This window comes from Streptomyces sp. NPDC045470 (genome assembly GCF_040646595.1).
Taxonomy (GTDB): Bacteria; Actinomycetota; Actinomycetes; order Streptomycetales; family Streptomycetaceae; genus Streptomyces.
In genome coordinates, this window is sequence record NZ_JBEZAN010000037.1 from 1 (window position 1) to 13,977 (window position 13,977).

General features: G+C 69.2%; 18 protein-coding genes and 1 pseudogene. 11 read left to right on the forward strand and 8 right to left on the reverse strand.

What is annotated here, in order from left to right; genetic code table 11:
* Positions 1-195 precede the first annotated feature (195 nt).
* The 4 genes from AB0A97_RS40490 to AB0A97_RS40505 all read left to right on the forward strand — a co-directional run bounded on the left by AB0A97_RS40490 (position 196) and on the right by AB0A97_RS40505 (position 1,813).
* Positions 196-723 carry a hypothetical protein gene (locus AB0A97_RS40490; protein WP_361160784.1) on the forward strand — a complete coding sequence of 176 codons (528 nt, stop codon included), beginning with the start codon at positions 196-198 and terminating at the stop codon, positions 721-723.
* Positions 692-991, forward strand: coding sequence for a hypothetical protein (locus tag AB0A97_RS40495; RefSeq protein WP_361160787.1), 300 nt, complete (start codon positions 692-694; stop codon positions 989-991). Before AB0A97_RS40490 ends, AB0A97_RS40495 begins: the two co-directional genes overlap by 32 nt.
* On the forward strand, positions 988-1,491 hold the full coding sequence (locus AB0A97_RS40500; protein WP_361160790.1) for a DciA family protein: 504 nt from the start codon (positions 988-990) through the stop codon (positions 1,489-1,491). Before AB0A97_RS40495 ends, AB0A97_RS40500 begins: the two co-directional genes overlap by 4 nt.
* A 94-nt stretch (positions 1,492-1,585) precedes the next feature.
* Positions 1,586-1,813 (forward strand): hypothetical protein, encoded by a 228-nt coding sequence (locus AB0A97_RS40505; RefSeq protein WP_361160793.1) that lies wholly within the window; start codon positions 1,586-1,588, stop codon positions 1,811-1,813.
* 344 nt (positions 1,814-2,157) lie between these two features.
* Here the strand turns inward: AB0A97_RS40505 and AB0A97_RS40510 are convergent, their stop codons facing one another.
* Together AB0A97_RS40510 and AB0A97_RS40515 are read right to left on the reverse strand one after the other, a co-directional pair.
* Positions 2,158-2,616, reverse strand: coding sequence for a GNAT family N-acetyltransferase (locus tag AB0A97_RS40510; RefSeq protein ID WP_361160796.1), 459 nt, complete (start codon positions 2,614-2,616; stop codon positions 2,158-2,160).
* A gap of 377 nt (positions 2,617-2,993) precedes the next feature.
* On the reverse strand, positions 2,994-3,917 hold the full coding sequence (locus tag AB0A97_RS40515) for an endo-beta-N-acetylglucosaminidase H (RefSeq protein WP_361160800.1): 924 nt from the start codon (positions 3,915-3,917) through the stop codon (positions 2,994-2,996).
* A 357-nt stretch (positions 3,918-4,274) separates the two neighbouring features.
* Here AB0A97_RS40515 and AB0A97_RS40520 point away from each other — a divergent pair, with 357 nt between their 5' ends.
* Positions 4,275-4,442 (forward strand): hypothetical protein, encoded by a 168-nt coding sequence (locus tag AB0A97_RS40520; protein WP_361160803.1) that lies wholly within the window; start codon positions 4,275-4,277, stop codon positions 4,440-4,442.
* 292 nt (positions 4,443-4,734) lie between these two features.
* Here the strand turns inward: AB0A97_RS40520 and AB0A97_RS40525 are convergent, their stop codons facing one another.
* Together AB0A97_RS40525 and AB0A97_RS40530 are read right to left on the reverse strand one after the other, a co-directional pair.
* On the reverse strand, positions 4,735-5,271 hold the full coding sequence (locus tag AB0A97_RS40525; protein ID WP_361160806.1) for a CbrC family protein: 537 nt from the start codon (positions 5,269-5,271) through the stop codon (positions 4,735-4,737).
* 113 nt (positions 5,272-5,384) lie between these two features.
* On the reverse strand, positions 5,385-5,945 hold the full coding sequence (locus AB0A97_RS40530; protein ID WP_361160809.1) for a hypothetical protein: 561 nt from the start codon (positions 5,943-5,945) through the stop codon (positions 5,385-5,387).
* Between the two features lie 380 nt (positions 5,946-6,325).
* Between AB0A97_RS40530 and AB0A97_RS40535 the strand changes: the two genes are divergently transcribed.
* Positions 6,326-6,685 carry a hypothetical protein gene (locus AB0A97_RS40535; RefSeq protein WP_361160812.1) on the forward strand — a complete coding sequence of 120 codons (360 nt, stop codon included), beginning with the start codon at positions 6,326-6,328 and terminating at the stop codon, positions 6,683-6,685.
* A 399-nt stretch (positions 6,686-7,084) separates the two neighbouring features.
* Here AB0A97_RS40535 and AB0A97_RS40540 read toward each other — a convergent pair.
* Positions 7,085-7,354 (reverse strand): annotated as a pseudogene (locus tag AB0A97_RS40540) (hypothetical protein); the annotation flags it as partial.
* 535 nt (positions 7,355-7,889) lie between these two features.
* On the opposite strand from AB0A97_RS40540, the gene AB0A97_RS40545 reads away from it, so the two are divergent.
* From AB0A97_RS40545 to AB0A97_RS40555, 3 genes are all read left to right on the forward strand, one after another.
* Complete coding sequence (locus AB0A97_RS40545) at positions 7,890-8,348, forward strand: hypothetical protein (RefSeq protein ID WP_361160815.1); 459 nt, start codon at positions 7,890-7,892, stop codon at positions 8,346-8,348.
* 81 nt (positions 8,349-8,429) lie between these two features.
* Positions 8,430-8,855, forward strand: coding sequence for a hypothetical protein (locus AB0A97_RS40550; protein ID WP_361160817.1), 426 nt, complete (start codon positions 8,430-8,432; stop codon positions 8,853-8,855).
* Positions 8,856-8,966: 111 nt separating this feature from the next.
* The gene (locus AB0A97_RS40555; RefSeq protein WP_361160820.1) at positions 8,967-9,380 is read left to right on the forward strand and encodes a hypothetical protein; all 414 of its coding nucleotides are present in this window, start codon (positions 8,967-8,969) and stop codon (positions 9,378-9,380) included.
* 584 nt (positions 9,381-9,964) lie between these two features.
* Here AB0A97_RS40555 and AB0A97_RS40560 read toward each other — a convergent pair.
* The 3 genes from AB0A97_RS40560 to AB0A97_RS40570 all read right to left on the reverse strand — a co-directional run bounded on the left by AB0A97_RS40560 (position 9,965) and on the right by AB0A97_RS40570 (position 11,272).
* Positions 9,965-10,141 (reverse strand): hypothetical protein, encoded by a 177-nt coding sequence (locus AB0A97_RS40560; RefSeq protein ID WP_361160824.1) that lies wholly within the window; start codon positions 10,139-10,141, stop codon positions 9,965-9,967.
* Positions 10,138-10,611 (reverse strand): NUDIX domain-containing protein, encoded by a 474-nt coding sequence (locus AB0A97_RS40565; protein ID WP_361160890.1) that lies wholly within the window; start codon positions 10,609-10,611, stop codon positions 10,138-10,140. The genes AB0A97_RS40560 and AB0A97_RS40565 overlap by 4 nt, the downstream gene beginning before the upstream one ends.
* Before the next feature lie 94 nt (positions 10,612-10,705).
* Positions 10,706-11,272 (reverse strand): helix-turn-helix domain-containing protein, encoded by a 567-nt coding sequence (locus tag AB0A97_RS40570; RefSeq protein WP_361160827.1) that lies wholly within the window; start codon positions 11,270-11,272, stop codon positions 10,706-10,708.
* A 71-nt stretch (positions 11,273-11,343) separates the two neighbouring features.
* Between AB0A97_RS40570 and AB0A97_RS40575 the strand changes: the two genes are divergently transcribed.
* Both AB0A97_RS40575 and AB0A97_RS40580 read left to right on the forward strand, forming a co-directional pair.
* Positions 11,344-12,414 carry a TIGR03564 family F420-dependent LLM class oxidoreductase gene (locus AB0A97_RS40575; protein ID WP_361160830.1) on the forward strand — a complete coding sequence of 357 codons (1,071 nt, stop codon included), beginning with the start codon at positions 11,344-11,346 and terminating at the stop codon, positions 12,412-12,414.
* A gap of 421 nt (positions 12,415-12,835) precedes the next feature.
* Entirely contained in the window at positions 12,836-13,942 is a 1,107-nt protein-coding gene (locus AB0A97_RS40580) for an ATP-binding protein (RefSeq protein ID WP_361160833.1), read from the forward strand.
* The last annotated feature ends 35 nt before the right edge of the window (positions 13,943-13,977 follow it).

Here is a 13,977-nt window from a genome sequence, read left to right on the forward strand (position 1 = left end):
CCGATCCGGCAGCAACGGCTCGATGCGTGCCCATTGGGCGTCAGTCAACGACACACATCAACCAACGATCCGATGATCTGAAGGAAACGGCCTAGTCCGCGGCCTGTGCCACGTGGTGTTGGACGCCCCTGATTTTTCGTCAACCCGCCGAGCCCGACTAGGACCTAAAGTCCTGAATGGGGCGATTTGTGGACCGTGAAGCCTCGCCAGTCGCCCATCGAGGCGGAGGACCTCGCCTGGCGTCGGGAGCAGGCCCGTGCCGAGCAGGCCCGCCGCGACGCCGCCCGTGCGACTGCCCGGGAGTGGGAGGATCGCGAGCGCCAGGCCGCGCGCACCGCCGAAGCGGTGCGCCAAGCCCTGCCGTGCGAGGACTGCGGGCGCAGCCAGGCGGCGGAGCTGTGCGAGGCGTGCAACCACCGCCGTCAGGCCGAGACCCTGATCGGTGAGGCCGGTCTCCTCGCGGCGGCCGGGTCCGTCGGCCTGACCGACCCGGGCAGCGTCGCGGCCGCCACCGCCAGGGCCCGGGCGGCGATCGGTACCAGCACCGCCGCCGCATGGCAGGAGTTCCTGGAGATCACCGACGTCGCCACCCTGGAGGCCGATCGGGAGGCGGCTGCGGGCGCGTTACGCATTCACCGCGTTCCAGACCGCACAGCAGGCCGCCGACGAGTACCAGGGCAATGCCCTGGTGATGCTGGGCGGGACCGAGGAAGCCGAAGCTGAGGCGCGGCGGGCGTACAAGGCGGAGCAGGGCCGTCCCTGGTTCCAGTACAACCCGACCGGCGCGGACGCCGTCGCGGACGCGACGAAGGCCGCGGACGCGGCCCGGGAGCGCGTGGCCGAGTACCTGCTGGCGACACAGCTGGAGCAGCTGCGCGAGCAGGCCGCCGCCCGCACCGAGCAGGCCGGGTCCGTGCCGTGGACGGACCGCCAGCCCGAGCTCGCCGCGCGCCCGCTGGACAACGACGCCACCGGGACGGTGATCCCATGACCGAACCGAGCGGCGTCGACCTCGCGCGCCAGGCCCTGGTCGCGGCCCGGGAGGCGGCGAAGAAGAACAGTGCCACCACCAAGAAACCGAAGCGGCGCACCAAAGCGGTCGTACGGCACGACGGGCGCGAGCCGCTCGGGCTCGGCGCGGCGATCGGCATGAAGATGACCGAGCGCGCCATGGTCGCCCCGGCCGCCGGCGGCAGCGTCCTCGCCCGGTTCGACGACACCCTCGCCGCGGCCGCGCCCGAACTCGCCGGGCATGTCCAGACCGTGGGCTTCGAAGCGGACACCGGCCGCCTGGACGTCGCTCCCGACGCTCCCGCGTACGGCACGCAGCTGCGCTGGAACGCACCGAAGCTGATCGCGGCCGCCAACGAAAAGGCGTCCGGCGCGAACGTCCGCACCGTCCACGTCCTGGCGCCCACGCCCGTGAAGGCGACCCCGGCACGGCGGCCGCCGCCCCGGCCTCGCAGACGGCCGCGCCCGCCGTGCCGGTGAGCGCCGGACGCCGCCGGAGGGCTACCGCCGTGCGATCGAGGCGCACCGGCAGGCCGCCCGGCCGTCCCTGACGGCCCCGGCCATCGCGGAGGCGGTGGAGCGGCAGACCGCCGCGATGCGGGAACTGTCGCGCCGGGCGTTCCCCGAGCCCGACGTCGCCCCGGAGGACGCGACGGCCCCGATTGAGCAGGCCCGCGTCCAGCACCGCCGCCAGGCCCCGGCGACCGAGGCCGCCGCGCTGCGCCGGGCTCGTGCCGAACGGGCTGGGGTGACCGTGGCCTCGGCACCTCGCTCTCGGCAGGGGACGGGAGAGGCCGCGTGATCCAGCGCTCTGATCAACCCCGTTGGAGGCGTGCGCAGTTCGCGCCCTGCCGCTCGTCCGGACCGGTGGCTACGCTGCCGGGTATGTCGAAGCATCGTCAGTGGCCCGGCCCGAAGGGGCAGTCGTACGTTGCCGCGCCGGAGCTCCCGTCGTACGACGGCCACCGGCCTCGGACGTGACCATCGAGCGCCGCGACGGCACCCCCTGCACGAGAAGGTCGCCCGCCGGTTCTGGATCCGCCGCCGCTGCCCGGTCAACGATTCTTGGCCCAGGTGTCGGTGTACGCAACTGTGCCCAGTCGCCCACAGGCGGACGGGCCCAATCGTCAGGGCTGCTCTTGAGGGCTACGGCGTGTGGGGGGGGGCGATGGTCATCAGTGGAAGTTCCCTGCCAGGGATGGAGCCGGAAGGCACCGTTCCGATACGTGTGGCCCCCATGGCGCGGTAGAACGCCTCAGCGTGCGGCTCAGCCCCGACCTTCAGCTGTTTGAATCCAATGGCCTCCGCGACGGCAAGCGCATGCTCGAAGAGCAAGCGCCCGACGCCGCCAATGGCCGGCGGATCCACAGACAGCATGCCCAGTTCACCGTTCGGCGGGTCGTCCTGGACAGTGACGAACCCGAGGACGTGTCCCTGGTGCTCCGCCACGGCGGTGCGCCGCTGTTCGATGTCGCCTGGCTGAAGCGTCAGCTCCTCGCGGCTTTTTTCCAGGAACTCCTTGTCATATCCCCAGCGACCCTTCGAACGAAGGGCCAGCTCACTGAGTATGGCCGCTTCCTCGGGACGGGCCGCCCTGATCAGCATCGAATGCCTCCCTCCTCGTCCGGCAATCATCTGGTAGCGCTCTGGCGGGGTGCGGTGAGTGGCTGCGCTCCTCCAGAGCGGGTGATTAGTAGACCAGCTAAAACTGGATAAGCCGCAACGAGACAGGGTGAAACTCTCAGATGCTTAAGTGTTTTGCCTCGTCTCAGTACGAAACCTCCGGTATTCCGCCTTTGCCGTCCTGGGGGCAAGGACTGGCGATCCGACGCATCGGGGACGCCTCGGAGGGCCGCCGATGGCGCACCGCCGTGTGGTCGCGCCCCCGACATCGTTGTCAGAGGCGCGGCCTGTGCCGGGCGTATTGCTACTGGATGCGGTGAGGGCCAGAGGGGCGCCGCGTGCCGAGGCGTGTGGGCGTCTTATGGCGTGTATACGGCGTCACTGCCGTACAGCTCCCTGGTGAACGCGGAGACATCGGCGCTGCGGTCGGTGCCGTCGAGGTTGTAGGTGAGGTATACGCCGTATCCTTCGCGGACGGTGCGGCGGGCGAGGCTGGCGGCTGTGCGCTGCGAGGTGCGGCCGATTTGGACGGCCGCCGGGGAAAGCTTCGTCTTGGGCAGTGCGATGCCGGGGACCTGCCAGGTTCCGTAGTACGGGTTCCAGGCGTAGTCGAACTTGGAGGAGATGTCGACGCCGCCGTGGGAGAGGCGGGAGGCGGACGGGCCGATGTTGTAGAGGCTGATGATCTTGTCCGGCATGTTGGCGCGCAGTGCCGTCACCAAGTGCACGAACGAGCTGCTGTTGGGCCGGCCGGTGCCGTTGGTGCCGTACTTGGCGTACTCGTCGTCGAAGTCGATGCCGTCCAGGCCGTACTTGGCCACGGCGTCCGACAGCTGTTGGGCGAACGCCATGGCCGCCGGCTGTGACGGGAAGTTGGCGAAGCCCGCGCCCTGGTGGTTGCCGAGCACCGAGAGGATGACCTTGATGCCCTTGCGCTGCAGCGGCCGCACCTCGGTGGCAACGTTGTCAAGGACGCGTTGCACGTTCTCGTTGAAGTGCAGATACGCCGTCTTCGTGTCCGTGTTGTAGTTGATGTTCGCTGCGAAGATCACGGCGACGTCGAAGGCGTTGCCGCCGCCGTTGGCGAGGGTGTACTTGCCTACGTTGAGCATGCTGTGGTCGTTCACCTCGACGTAGGCCACCGAGGCCGGCCCCTGCTTCTTGGGAGCGGGGGCAGGGGCCGCTGCCGCGCCGGTCGGGGTGGCAGCACCGAAGGTGAGGGCCGCGATGGCCGAGAGCGCGAGCGCGGCCGTCCGCACTCTGCGCCGTATCAGATGCAGCATGGGTGATCGGTCTCCCGTCGTAGGGGCCGGCGCCCGACCTGTTCGACAGCGCCGGGTGAGCCCTGCGAGTTCTACACCCCGTCCCGTTGTCCCGGAAGAGGTCCGCAGTATGTGAACGCCGACGAGGTCACCGGCGGAGCGAAAAGTGCCGTACAGGGGCCGCCGGGGCCGACGCGCATTCGGCCGCGGACGGGGCGTCGACGGCCGCGCCGAGCCCGCCAGGTGTTTCGCTGCAACGCGGCCATTGCGTGGTCGCGCCGCAGAGAAGGAGGCAGTAGGCGCCTTCGAATCCCGCCCCCTTGCGGTAACCTTTACTTACCAGCCCTGGTAAGTAAAGGTTACCAAGGAAGTAGTGTCATGAATCCGGCCCCTCAGCAGGCCCTTGAAGCGGTCGGCCGGGCCCGCGACACCGAACTGGCGGTGCGCATCGCCAACAAGGCCCGCGCTGCGCTCGACCGCGACCCCGCGAAGCGGCTGACCAAGGCGGCGGCCCAGAAGTTGATTGGCGCCCTGGCCGGTACCTGACACCCGTCAGTCCTCCGTGCCGTCCTCGTCGTCATCGAGTTCGGTCGCGTCGGGGCCCCGCCGCGGGCGCAGGCTGCCGCCCGCCGACTGGGTGACGGTGAAACTGTAGCGACCCAGGACGTTGAGGTTCTTGTGCTTGAGCCACCTCCGAGGGGGCGCTGGCCACGCCGCGCGGATGCGGTGAGCGAACGCGCGCCCACCACCGCCACTTGGGCGGCCGCAGCGGTGTCCCTTCTCAGCCTCGGTGCAGCCGGGGCCGATCGATCGTCCGACACCAGGTTGCACGCCATGCTCAGGCGAAGTCGGAGTACGCGAGGTGCACCGAGCAGCTACGGCAGCGGAAGAGGTAGGCGGTGGCCCAGCCGTCCTTGTCCAGAGCGGTGAGGTAGCGCTCGACATCGTCGGCGCTGCCGCCCCAGCCGGCCGTCTCCTGGCGCAGGGCCTCGACGGCGTCGGGGTAGCCGGCCAGTTCCCGGGCGCCGACCGGCCCCAGGAAGGCGGCGCCGTCGCCGCAGTGGACCAACCAGTCACCGTCGCCCTGCCAGGTGCTGTAGCCCGGGGTCCGCGTCGAGAGTGCCTCCCAGGTGGCGTCCGGTATGTCGTCGCTGGGCCCGCCGGTGAATTGTGCGTCGTATTGCCGGGCGGCGCTGCCGTCGGCGATGCACCACGGGCACACCCCGTCGTCGACATCCGCCGCGGTGTAGATCGGACCGGTGTAGAGATAGCCCCGGTCCCGGTTGCATCTGATGCACACGGCGTCGGAAGCGATAACCGACCCGGTGGCCAGCGGATCAGGGTGGTACGGAAAGTCCGGAAGCTGTTCTGTCACGAAAGGCCATGTTATGTGCATGTCGCCAGCTCGTCGCCTCCCGGGCGGTCCCCATGGCCGATCACCGGCCACTCTTCACGGCCAGCCTTCTCCGTGGGCGACGTCGATGTGCGTCAGGGCGATGTGAGCACCGTGGTCCTTGACCATGACGACGGGCCTGCCGTGGTGCGGGTGCGGGTCACGATCCGCTCGCAGGCGAGGCCGGTCAGTTCCTCCTGGGGGCGGATGCCGGGGTAGGCGATGACGGGGGTGCCCACGGCGTACAGGGCGTTGAACTCATCAGCAGTCATGAGGTGGGGCTTCCTTGTTCTCGCAGGGCGGGGGCAGGATACGCAGGCGAACGCCGTACCGGCCGCCTCGGCGCAATGGTCCTTGCAGCGGTAGACGGCCCGGGGCATCGCGGTGCGGCCGACGGTGCCGTTGCCGCCGGAATTCACATGCAGCACTGCGAAGTTCGGCCGGTCCGGGTCGCGGTCGCCGGGCGTCGAGCAGTCCTCCCGGACCGGCCGGCGGACCGGCTTACTGAGTTCCGGCTTGGGACCACTGCCATGGTGGCGCTTGTCGCGGGCGTAGAGGACCGCCGCCTTGCCGTCACCGGGGGCACGGCGGTCCATGTCGAACAAAGTGGTGGCGGCGATGCTCTCTCCACGCCAGCCGATCGTAGTACCGGTCACCTCGCCATACCTACGGCATGGGAACACGTCCACCGTGGTGGTAAGACCGGACGGCCTCAACGGCTTCGGGGCAGGCCGGCGCCCTGCGCATGCTGCGCGACCCGAAGATGTCGGAGCTGGACGAGTACCGCCAGACCGGCTCGGCCGCCGGCCGCGCCTGGGCGTGCAAGCAGTAGACGTCAGCCGCCGAACTGATCCGGGGCGGGCGGACCAATCCGCGACGGGCCCGCCCCGGCTCTCCTCCGGCTCCGGGCCCTCTTCCTCGTAGGGCTGTTCACGAGCGTCTCTGACCAGTAGAGCCGCCACCGACTGCAAGATCGTTTCCCGTCGGTGGTGTGATCGTTTCCCGGCGGATCTGTGGAACGGGTACCGTCCACGGCATGGTGGGTGACTTCGATGCATCTATGGCCATACGTGACGGCATGTTGGACCGGTCGGAGGCGTGGGACTTCATCCGGACCTTTGCGGCTGGGTGGCATGCGCCCCTGACCGATGGGGACGGCTTCGGCGAGGAAGAGCTCCAGCATGCGGAAGGCCGGCTGGGTCTGTCGCTGCCTACCGCTCTGCGTGAGGCATACCTGCTCTTTGGCCGTCGTTCGGCGTTGTTCGAGCACCAGGACCCGATGCTGCCTCCCTCAGAACTCTTCGTACACGAGGACCTCGGTGGTGTGCTGTGTTTCCGCAGCGAAAACCAAGGGTGTGCCTTCTGGGGGGTGTCTGTGCGATCTGGGCAAGACTGACCCGCCGGTCGTCGTGCAGTCGCGTGACGGTTGGCGGTCCTTCATGGACAGGGTCTCGCTGGCGTGTGTGGAGCTGGTCCTGTCGGAGGCGCTGTTCAGCGAGGGGCGGTTCTACAACGCGTGTGAAATACCTCCCAATGTTGCGGAAATGCTTCCGCAGCTCTTTGAGCGAGTCGCTCTCCCGGATTACCCCATGTGGACGGGTGACGACGACTCTCCGGTCCGCTGGTACTCCGCTCCCGGGCTTCTTCTGCGTCAGGACGGATTGACGGCTTACAGCTGGCTGCACGTTCGGGGGAGAAGCCTGGCCCACCTCACTGCGGCCTGCTCCTCTGTCCCAGGCCGGTGGGCTCAGTGGCAGGGAACGGAGTCAGCCGTGGTCGACGAGCTGCCTTTCTAGCTCATCAGTACGGCCAGGACCTGCGGTCGTGTCGCCTCGTTGGCCGCCACCGCGCGGCGGACCTCGGCATGCGGGTGGCGCGCGAGACGGGCCGCCAGGTCCGCCGTGGTCCACAACGCGAGTTCCGCGACGACCTGTACGTCCGGGTCGCCGGCGAGCGTCTCCCTCACATCGGCCGGAAGTCCGGGACAGGCGGCCAGCTTCGCCCGGCGATTGGCGTCGGGGTCCTGGGCGAAGAGCAGCGCCCACTCCGGGTCGCCGGCCCCTTCAGTTTCCGTGAACTCGCGGGCTTCTCCGGACGTGATGTTCCGGTACAGAAAATGCCGGTGAGAACGATCATGTCCTTCTGGCCATGTGGTCGCTCAGTGAGCTGCTTTCGGTTCTTGTGGCCTTGTCTTGATTACGGCGAGCCGCGCCATAAGGGGCGCCCGCCCACGCATTGTTCCTGACCATTACAGTGAAGGCATGACGCGAGGAACTGTGACCAGGACGCCGACGACCAGCTTGATGGCTGTCGGCCTGTTGCTGTTGGCAACGGGATTCCTGATCCCGTCCGGGTTTTTCCAGGGCGTAGCGCAGGGCTCCGGTCTTGTGGCGGTTCTCGTCGCGGCCGTACGCACGGGGCGTGCCGGAAGCGCGCAAGGCGACCGGCAGACGGCCTCCTCGTAGCGTGCGCGGCAACGGCAAGGGGGGCCTACGAGGCGGTAGGAGAAGTCAGGGCGTGACCGGCCGTGAGGACCACCGCCTGGAGCCAGCACCCGGCCCTCCTGCTGGGTCTGGCTGCCTGAGCTTTGGAGGCGGGCGATGAGCGGCACCTGTCTGACGGTCATTGCGACCGATCCGTACTGGCAGCCAGGTAGGCAGGCGGCAGAGGGTGCTGCGGCCGCGCTGGCCCGGATGTTGCCAGACGACGCCCGCCGCGGCCTTCACACTCGGTGGCACGACAGCGTCGAAGTGGTCGACTGCGGCGTCAACCTGGAGAAGATCTCCTGCCCGCAGTGCGGTGCGCAACTCGCCTTTGACTGGTGGGGGGAGGCCGTCTCGCAGCGCTACGACGAGGGCTTCCGGACGCTCACGGTGACGGTCCCCTGCTGCGGCGTCGAGACGTCGCTCAACGAGCTGGCCTACGACTGGCCGATGGGGTTCGCGCGTTTCCGGCTCGAGGCCCGCCATCCGAACCGCGCACGGCTGACCGGCGAGGAACTGGCCGCGCTCACGGACGCCCTGGGGCACCCCCTCCGGCAGATCCTCGCGCGCATCTGAGGCCTGTCCGGTTGACCTTGGTACGGTTGTCCGTATTTGGGCGGCCCGGAGCAGGGCCTCAGTTGTCATGGAGGCCGGGCAGTGCGGTTCACCTGCCGAAACTTCGGACTGTCGGATCTGCCGCGGCGCGGCCTCACCCCGCAGGAGGCTCCCCTGGCTGTGCTCCTCCTCGACATCGAGGCAGATCTGTCCATCTGGGAAGACGGGCGGGTGGTGTGGTCCGAGGAGGCATTCCCCGTGGCCGAGCTGGCCTACCGCGTGGCGCTCTGGCTCCAGGGCCCGGACGCTGGCCGGGAGGACTTTGAGCTCGACTCGATGCAGGCGGACCCGGGGCTGATCCGCATCACGGGTTCCGACGAGGGCTGGCGGATCGGCTCCACCTACACGCCGGACTTCTGGACCTCACCTGTCACCTGGGATGTTCTGGCAGCCGCACTTGAGCAGTTCGTTCATTCGGTGCGTGACGGCGTCGCCGCGATGGGCATCGATCCCGCCTTCATCCCCTGAGGCCCACCATCACGGTTCCGCCGCTCACCACGGCCAATGAAACACCGAAGCGGGTGATCTTCTGTGACGACAAGACGCCCCCTATGACGACTGCCGCGGACGGAGACTGACGTGCCCACCACACGAGCGCGCACCTGTATCAGGGCCTGTACGGCGGTGTGGGCCGCGGCCGGGGTCGCCGCGATGCTGATCGGCGTCCCCGCCACCGCCTGGCTGTCAGGTTCGTACTGGACAGGGCTCATGCTGGGCGAGGCGTACTTCCTGGCCCAGGCACTGCTCGCCGCCCAGGCGTTTCGCACGGCCGGGCGCAGCACCGCCCAGGCACTGCGCTGGGTGGCGGGGTCGCTGGCCTGGGCCGGTCTGCCACTGTGGCTCCTCGCCGCGCTGGCATGGCTCAACGCCGACACCAGTGACACGTGGGCGGATCTCGTGCCGACGACGACCGCGGCAGGCGTGACCTTCCTGCTCCTCACCGGCGCCGCATGGCCCACCGCACACAGGCTCCGAACACCGCACCGCAGCTGAGCACCGGCATACGGACGCGTCGACGGGAAGGCCATGGGCTTTCCCGCCGACGCTTTGCTAGGTACCCCAGTTGCAGTTCCTCAATTCTGCTGGTCAGAGCCGTGTTTTCGAGCCTGGCGGGTTGTCGGGGCATCAGGTTGCGGTTCTTGTACCCCACCGTCCCGGACGACGCGGTGGCCTCCCAGGACACCATCCCCCAGCTCATCGCCGCGATCCGCCGGGCGCGGATGCGGGCTGGCTCCCGGGCAAAGACGGGGCCCTGTTCGGTGCAGGTCCACGCCGCACCTGGCGCTCGGGGCCGGAGGCGGGGCTGGGGCCGTGCGTGCCGTGGCCCTTGGGAGCCGGGAGTACCGGGCCCCGATCCCCGTGGGTTCAGGGAAACCGAGGACTCTTCAGCTCGAACCCACGGGTCCAACGGTGTGCTTCAGGTCTGTGCATCCGTGGGTTCGGTTGGAACACGAGGGTGCTGAGCGAGTCGGAGGGCTTCGGCCGTGACATCGGCGTCGACCTGCGCCGCTGGTAGCCCGCGCCGGTGGCGTACGAGGGCCCTGTGGCGGGCCCGGGGCCTCACGGCGGGGGAGCGGTCAGAAGTCGTCCCCGTAGCCCTCCCGCCCGGAGGGCGGCCCGAACCGCTTGATGGACCAGCAGGTGCAGTTCCTGCCCTCGTACAGCTCCTTGTCACACTCCTCGTGGTGCTCCCGCACCGGCCGCTTCTTCGGGACCGCTGCCGATTCGCGGCTCGGTGTCCGTGGGCCTTTCATCGCGGTGTCCTGACGGTGGGGCCTCTGACATGCGTATATGTCGGGCCGTGTGGCGCAGTGAGTGCGAGATGGCCGGGGCATGGTTTGCAAAATCGCAGGTTACTTTCATGCGAGTTGGCAATAGGCGAGGGCAGGGTGGCCGTGGAGGCGACCGTGGCGTACCGGCCGCGGGGGTCGCGGCCGATGGCGTCGTAGGCGCCCCTCTGCGCCAGATCGGTGGCCGGGACCGTGACGCCGGTCTCCTCCTGGAGTTCGCGGGTGGCGGCCGGACTCGTCTCCCCGCCATCCATGTGACCGCCCGGCGAAGCAGGAGGGTTCGCCGGTTTCCGGCCGGGGCGTTGCAGGAACTGGCGCGTGAGTGGTTCACCGGCAGCTATGAGTATGGCGGGTTCGCAGCCGAAGGGGTCCTGGACATTTGAGCCCACCGCCGTCGCCGACCGCGTTTCTGACCACCGGCGACCTGTCCGCATCCCTTGGCCGACAACACCCCGCGGAATGAAGCGTCCGGCACTGGCTGTCCGGCGGTTGAGGTCCCCGACGGCCACAGCCGGTATCGATGGGGCGTTACCAGCTGCGTGCGGTGCGGTGCAGATCCTCGAAGCTCGTGTGCAGGTGATGCCCGAGCGTGCCGTACTGCGGATCGGCCAGCCACCGGGCTGCGGCGAGCTGGTATGCGGTGACGGAGACCGCGGCGGTCAGCGTGGCCGCCGGGTCGGGGATGCCCCGTGTGCGCAGCGCGGCGGTGATCGCCTCACCAAGGGCTGCCAGTTTCGCCCATTCGCGTTCTCGCAGATCGGTATGTGCGTCGAGAATGTGCCTGCGGCGCTGTGCTGCCTCCCGGCGCTGGTCGAACCAGTCACTGCCGGCGATGAATGCCGCGCTGACCGCGTCGAGCGGGGACTGCTTGGCGGGTGCCGCGCCCACCGCTTCGCGGACCTCGGCGATGAACGAGTCCTGCTCAGGGAAGAGCACCTCGCGTTTGTCGGCGAAGTGGTTGTAGAAGGTGCGCTCGGTCAGGCCGGCTCGCGTCGCGATCTCGGCGACGGTCGTACGTTCGTAGCTGCGCTCGGTGAACAACTCGATCGCGGCTTCCTGCAGCCGTTCCTGCGTGCCGCCCGGCCATCGTCCCATGACACGCAGAGTAGTGACTACAGAAACTGCAATCAAACTGTACAGTGATTGCAGAGCCTGCAATCACCGTGGTGCTGCGGGCCGAGGGAGGTCGCGGTGGTGAAGACGACGTGAGTCATGGGAAGCGGATCACGAAGGAGCTCATGATGGACACTGCCGGAATGAGGGTCGGAGTGTTTCTGGGAGGCACGTTCGCGCAGGAACCTGGCATGACCAACCTTGTGGACCGGGCTGTGGAGTTCACGCACGAGGTGGCCGACGCCGGGGTGCGCACCGTGTGGTTCGGACAGGCGGCGGATTACGACGCACCCCAGCTCGCCGGGCTGGTGGGCCGGGCGGAACCCAGGGTCTGCGTAGGTACCTCTGTCGTGCCGATGTACCCTCGCCATCCGCTGCTGCTCGCGGCTGCGGCGAAGACGGCGCAGGCGGCTGCCGCAGGGCGCTTCCGGCTCGGCGTCGGACTCGGCGCGCGCACTGTTCTCGAGCCGCAGTTCGGCCTGCCGTATCCGCCGCAGATCCAGCACCTGCGCGAGTACCTCACCGCGCTGCGCCCGCTGCTGGACGGCGACGACGCCGCCTTCGTGGGGGAAACGCTGACATCGCGGCCAGTCGGCTCGACGGCCGTGGCCGGAGCTTCCCCGGCGGTCCCGGTCCTGGTGGCTGCGATGGGGCCGCAGGCCCTCGCGGCCGCAGGCGAGCTGGCCGAGGGAACGATTCCGTTCCTCGCCGGGCCTCGTACCCTCGCCGAACAGATCGTGCCGGCCATCACCGAAGCCGCCGCCGCGGCCGGGCGGCCGGCCCCGCAGATCGTGGCCGGGGTGCCCGCGGTGGTCACCGACGACGCCGCAGCCGCCCGCGACCGCGTCTCGGCCGCCCTCGACTTCTACGACAGCATCCCGTCCTACCAGAAGGTCATCGCGAACGAGGGGCTGTCGAGCGCGGCGGACCTGCTGATCGCCGGCGACGAGGGCACTGTCACTGCCGGTCTGCGCCGCTACTTCGACGCCGGGGCCACCGAAGTCATGATCACCCACACCGACCTCTTCGACGCGCAAGACCGCGCTCGGACCTGGACTGTCGCCCGGCTTCTGCGACTCGGGACCGAACCGGCCGCACCGCCCCTCCGGCTCCTCCCGCCGTGATCGCTGTGCGGTTCTCGACCGCCCGGTCTAATGCCCCTGCGGAAAGGCAGGACCACCGACCAAGCTGCGATCTTTCGGCTTCGTGTCGGTGGTGGTGAGAGTCGGTCGTGCTGGTCCAGGGGTTGGTGTTATGGGGCTGGTCAGTGGGTGTTTGCGGGTGGGTGGGTCGCTGTCATGAGGCGAGAGATTGAGAGGTGGGATTGCTGTCGTGGGGCTTTATCGCATGGCAGCTGATGTTGTCTCAGGTTCGTGAGTTCTGATGCGTTGAGGTTGGCCCCGCGGGTGTGATCGTGGGGTGGATCAAGACGTAAGAGCGGGTCGTGGGGCTGTGCTGCCCAGGGGGTTGGTGGTGCGTCGTCTGCTGGAGCGGCAACGGGCGGGGGAGCTGGCCACGCGGCATGTGCGTGCGGTCGCTGAGACGGTGGGTGTTTCGGAGCGTACGGTGTGGCGCTGGCTGGAGCAGGCGAAGGCGACCGGGCGGGTGGAGGCGCCGGTCCGGCAGGGGTATGCGGTGTCGGACGAGGTGTGGGAGCTGCTGGGTGAGGCAGGGGGCAATGTCTCGGAGCTGAGGCGTCGGCTTGTGGCCGCGGGCGGTGAGCCCCCGGTTCCGTCGATGTCGACGTTGAGCCGGGTGATCCGCAGGGACCGACGGGCGGGGCGGGCTTTGCTGACCGGGCGGGAGGCTGAGGTTGCTGGGTCGCGCCGGCCGGATCCGCTCAGCGAGCTGGGCCTGAACGTGGTGGCCGAGAAGGGTGGCGCTGGGCAGGTGTTTCTGCGGGAGCAGAAGCACTTGGCGCAGGTTCCGGTTCTGGTGCCGGGCGCGCAGGTGGTGCACACGTCCGCTGTGCGGTCGGTGCTGCGGACGGTCGCGCACGCGGCCGCGGTGGGGGCGGTGGTGTGCTTGTACGGCGATGCTGGCCAGGGCAAGACGGTCGCGTTGCAGTACGCCCTTTCCCAGTTGCCGCACCCGGCCCGGGTCCGCCGGGTCCATGTCGGTGTGCATCCGACGGTTCCCGAACTGCGCCGGGTGCTCGCGGACGCCCTGGAGCTGGGCAGGCGTCTGCCGCGTGGGGCGGGGGAGGCTGATCTGACGCTGGTGAACGCGCTGCGGCAGCCCCGCGTGCTGGTCTTGGACGAGGCACAGCGCCTTCCGGGACCGGCGCTGGAGTTTCTGCGCGAGCTGTGGGACCACCCGGACACGGATACGGCACTCGTGCTCGCGGGTGCGGGCAGCGAACGGGCGCTGCGCCGGGTACCTGCGCTGGCTTCTCGGGTGCTGACCTGGGAGCTGGTGCCGCGCCTCAGCCAGCGGGAGGTGGCCACCGTGATGGCTGCCTTCCACCCGCTGTGGGAGGACGTGACCGCGGACGATGTCGCGTGGGTGGACGAGCATGTGGGGCACGGCAACTTCCGGACCTGGGCGAAGCTGACCTCGCACCTGACTGCCGAGACCTACGCTAAGAGCCGGGCGGTGGTGGACCGCCGGATGCTGGAGCGGGCCTGCGCACGGCTCATGGGACCACTGTGACCGGCGCGGCCGAGCCGGCAGAGGACGCTTCCCGC

What these genes read in the sequence shown, in the direction of transcription:
- AB0A97_RS40495 (WP_361160787.1), top strand. Translation starts at nt 692, where the DNA reads ATGCTGGGCGGGACCGAGGAAGCCGAAGCTGAGGCGCGGCGGGCGTAC.
- AB0A97_RS40500 (WP_361160790.1), top strand. Translation starts at nt 988, where the DNA reads ATGACCGAACCGAGCGGCGTCGACCTCGCGCGCCAGGCCCTGGTCGCG.
- AB0A97_RS40510 (WP_361160796.1), bottom strand. Translation starts at nt 2,616, where the DNA reads ATGCTGATCAGGGCGGCCCGTCCCGAGGAAGCGGCCATACTCAGTGAG.
- AB0A97_RS40515 (WP_361160800.1), bottom strand. Translation starts at nt 3,917, where the DNA reads ATGCTGCATCTGATACGGCGCAGAGTGCGGACGGCCGCGCTCGCGCTC.
- AB0A97_RS40520 (WP_361160803.1), top strand. Translation starts at nt 4,275, where the DNA reads ATGAATCCGGCCCCTCAGCAGGCCCTTGAAGCGGTCGGCCGGGCCCGC.
- AB0A97_RS40535 (WP_361160812.1), top strand. Translation starts at nt 6,326, where the DNA reads ATGGTGGGTGACTTCGATGCATCTATGGCCATACGTGACGGCATGTTG.
- AB0A97_RS40545 (WP_361160815.1), top strand. Translation starts at nt 7,890, where the DNA reads ATGAGCGGCACCTGTCTGACGGTCATTGCGACCGATCCGTACTGGCAG.
- AB0A97_RS40560 (WP_361160824.1), bottom strand. Translation starts at nt 10,141, where the DNA reads ATGAAAGGCCCACGGACACCGAGCCGCGAATCGGCAGCGGTCCCGAAG.
- AB0A97_RS40565 (WP_361160890.1), bottom strand. Translation starts at nt 10,611, where the DNA reads ATGCGGACAGGTCGCCGGTGGTCAGAAACGCGGTCGGCGACGGCGGTG.
- AB0A97_RS40570 (WP_361160827.1), bottom strand. Translation starts at nt 11,272, where the DNA reads ATGGGACGATGGCCGGGCGGCACGCAGGAACGGCTGCAGGAAGCCGCG.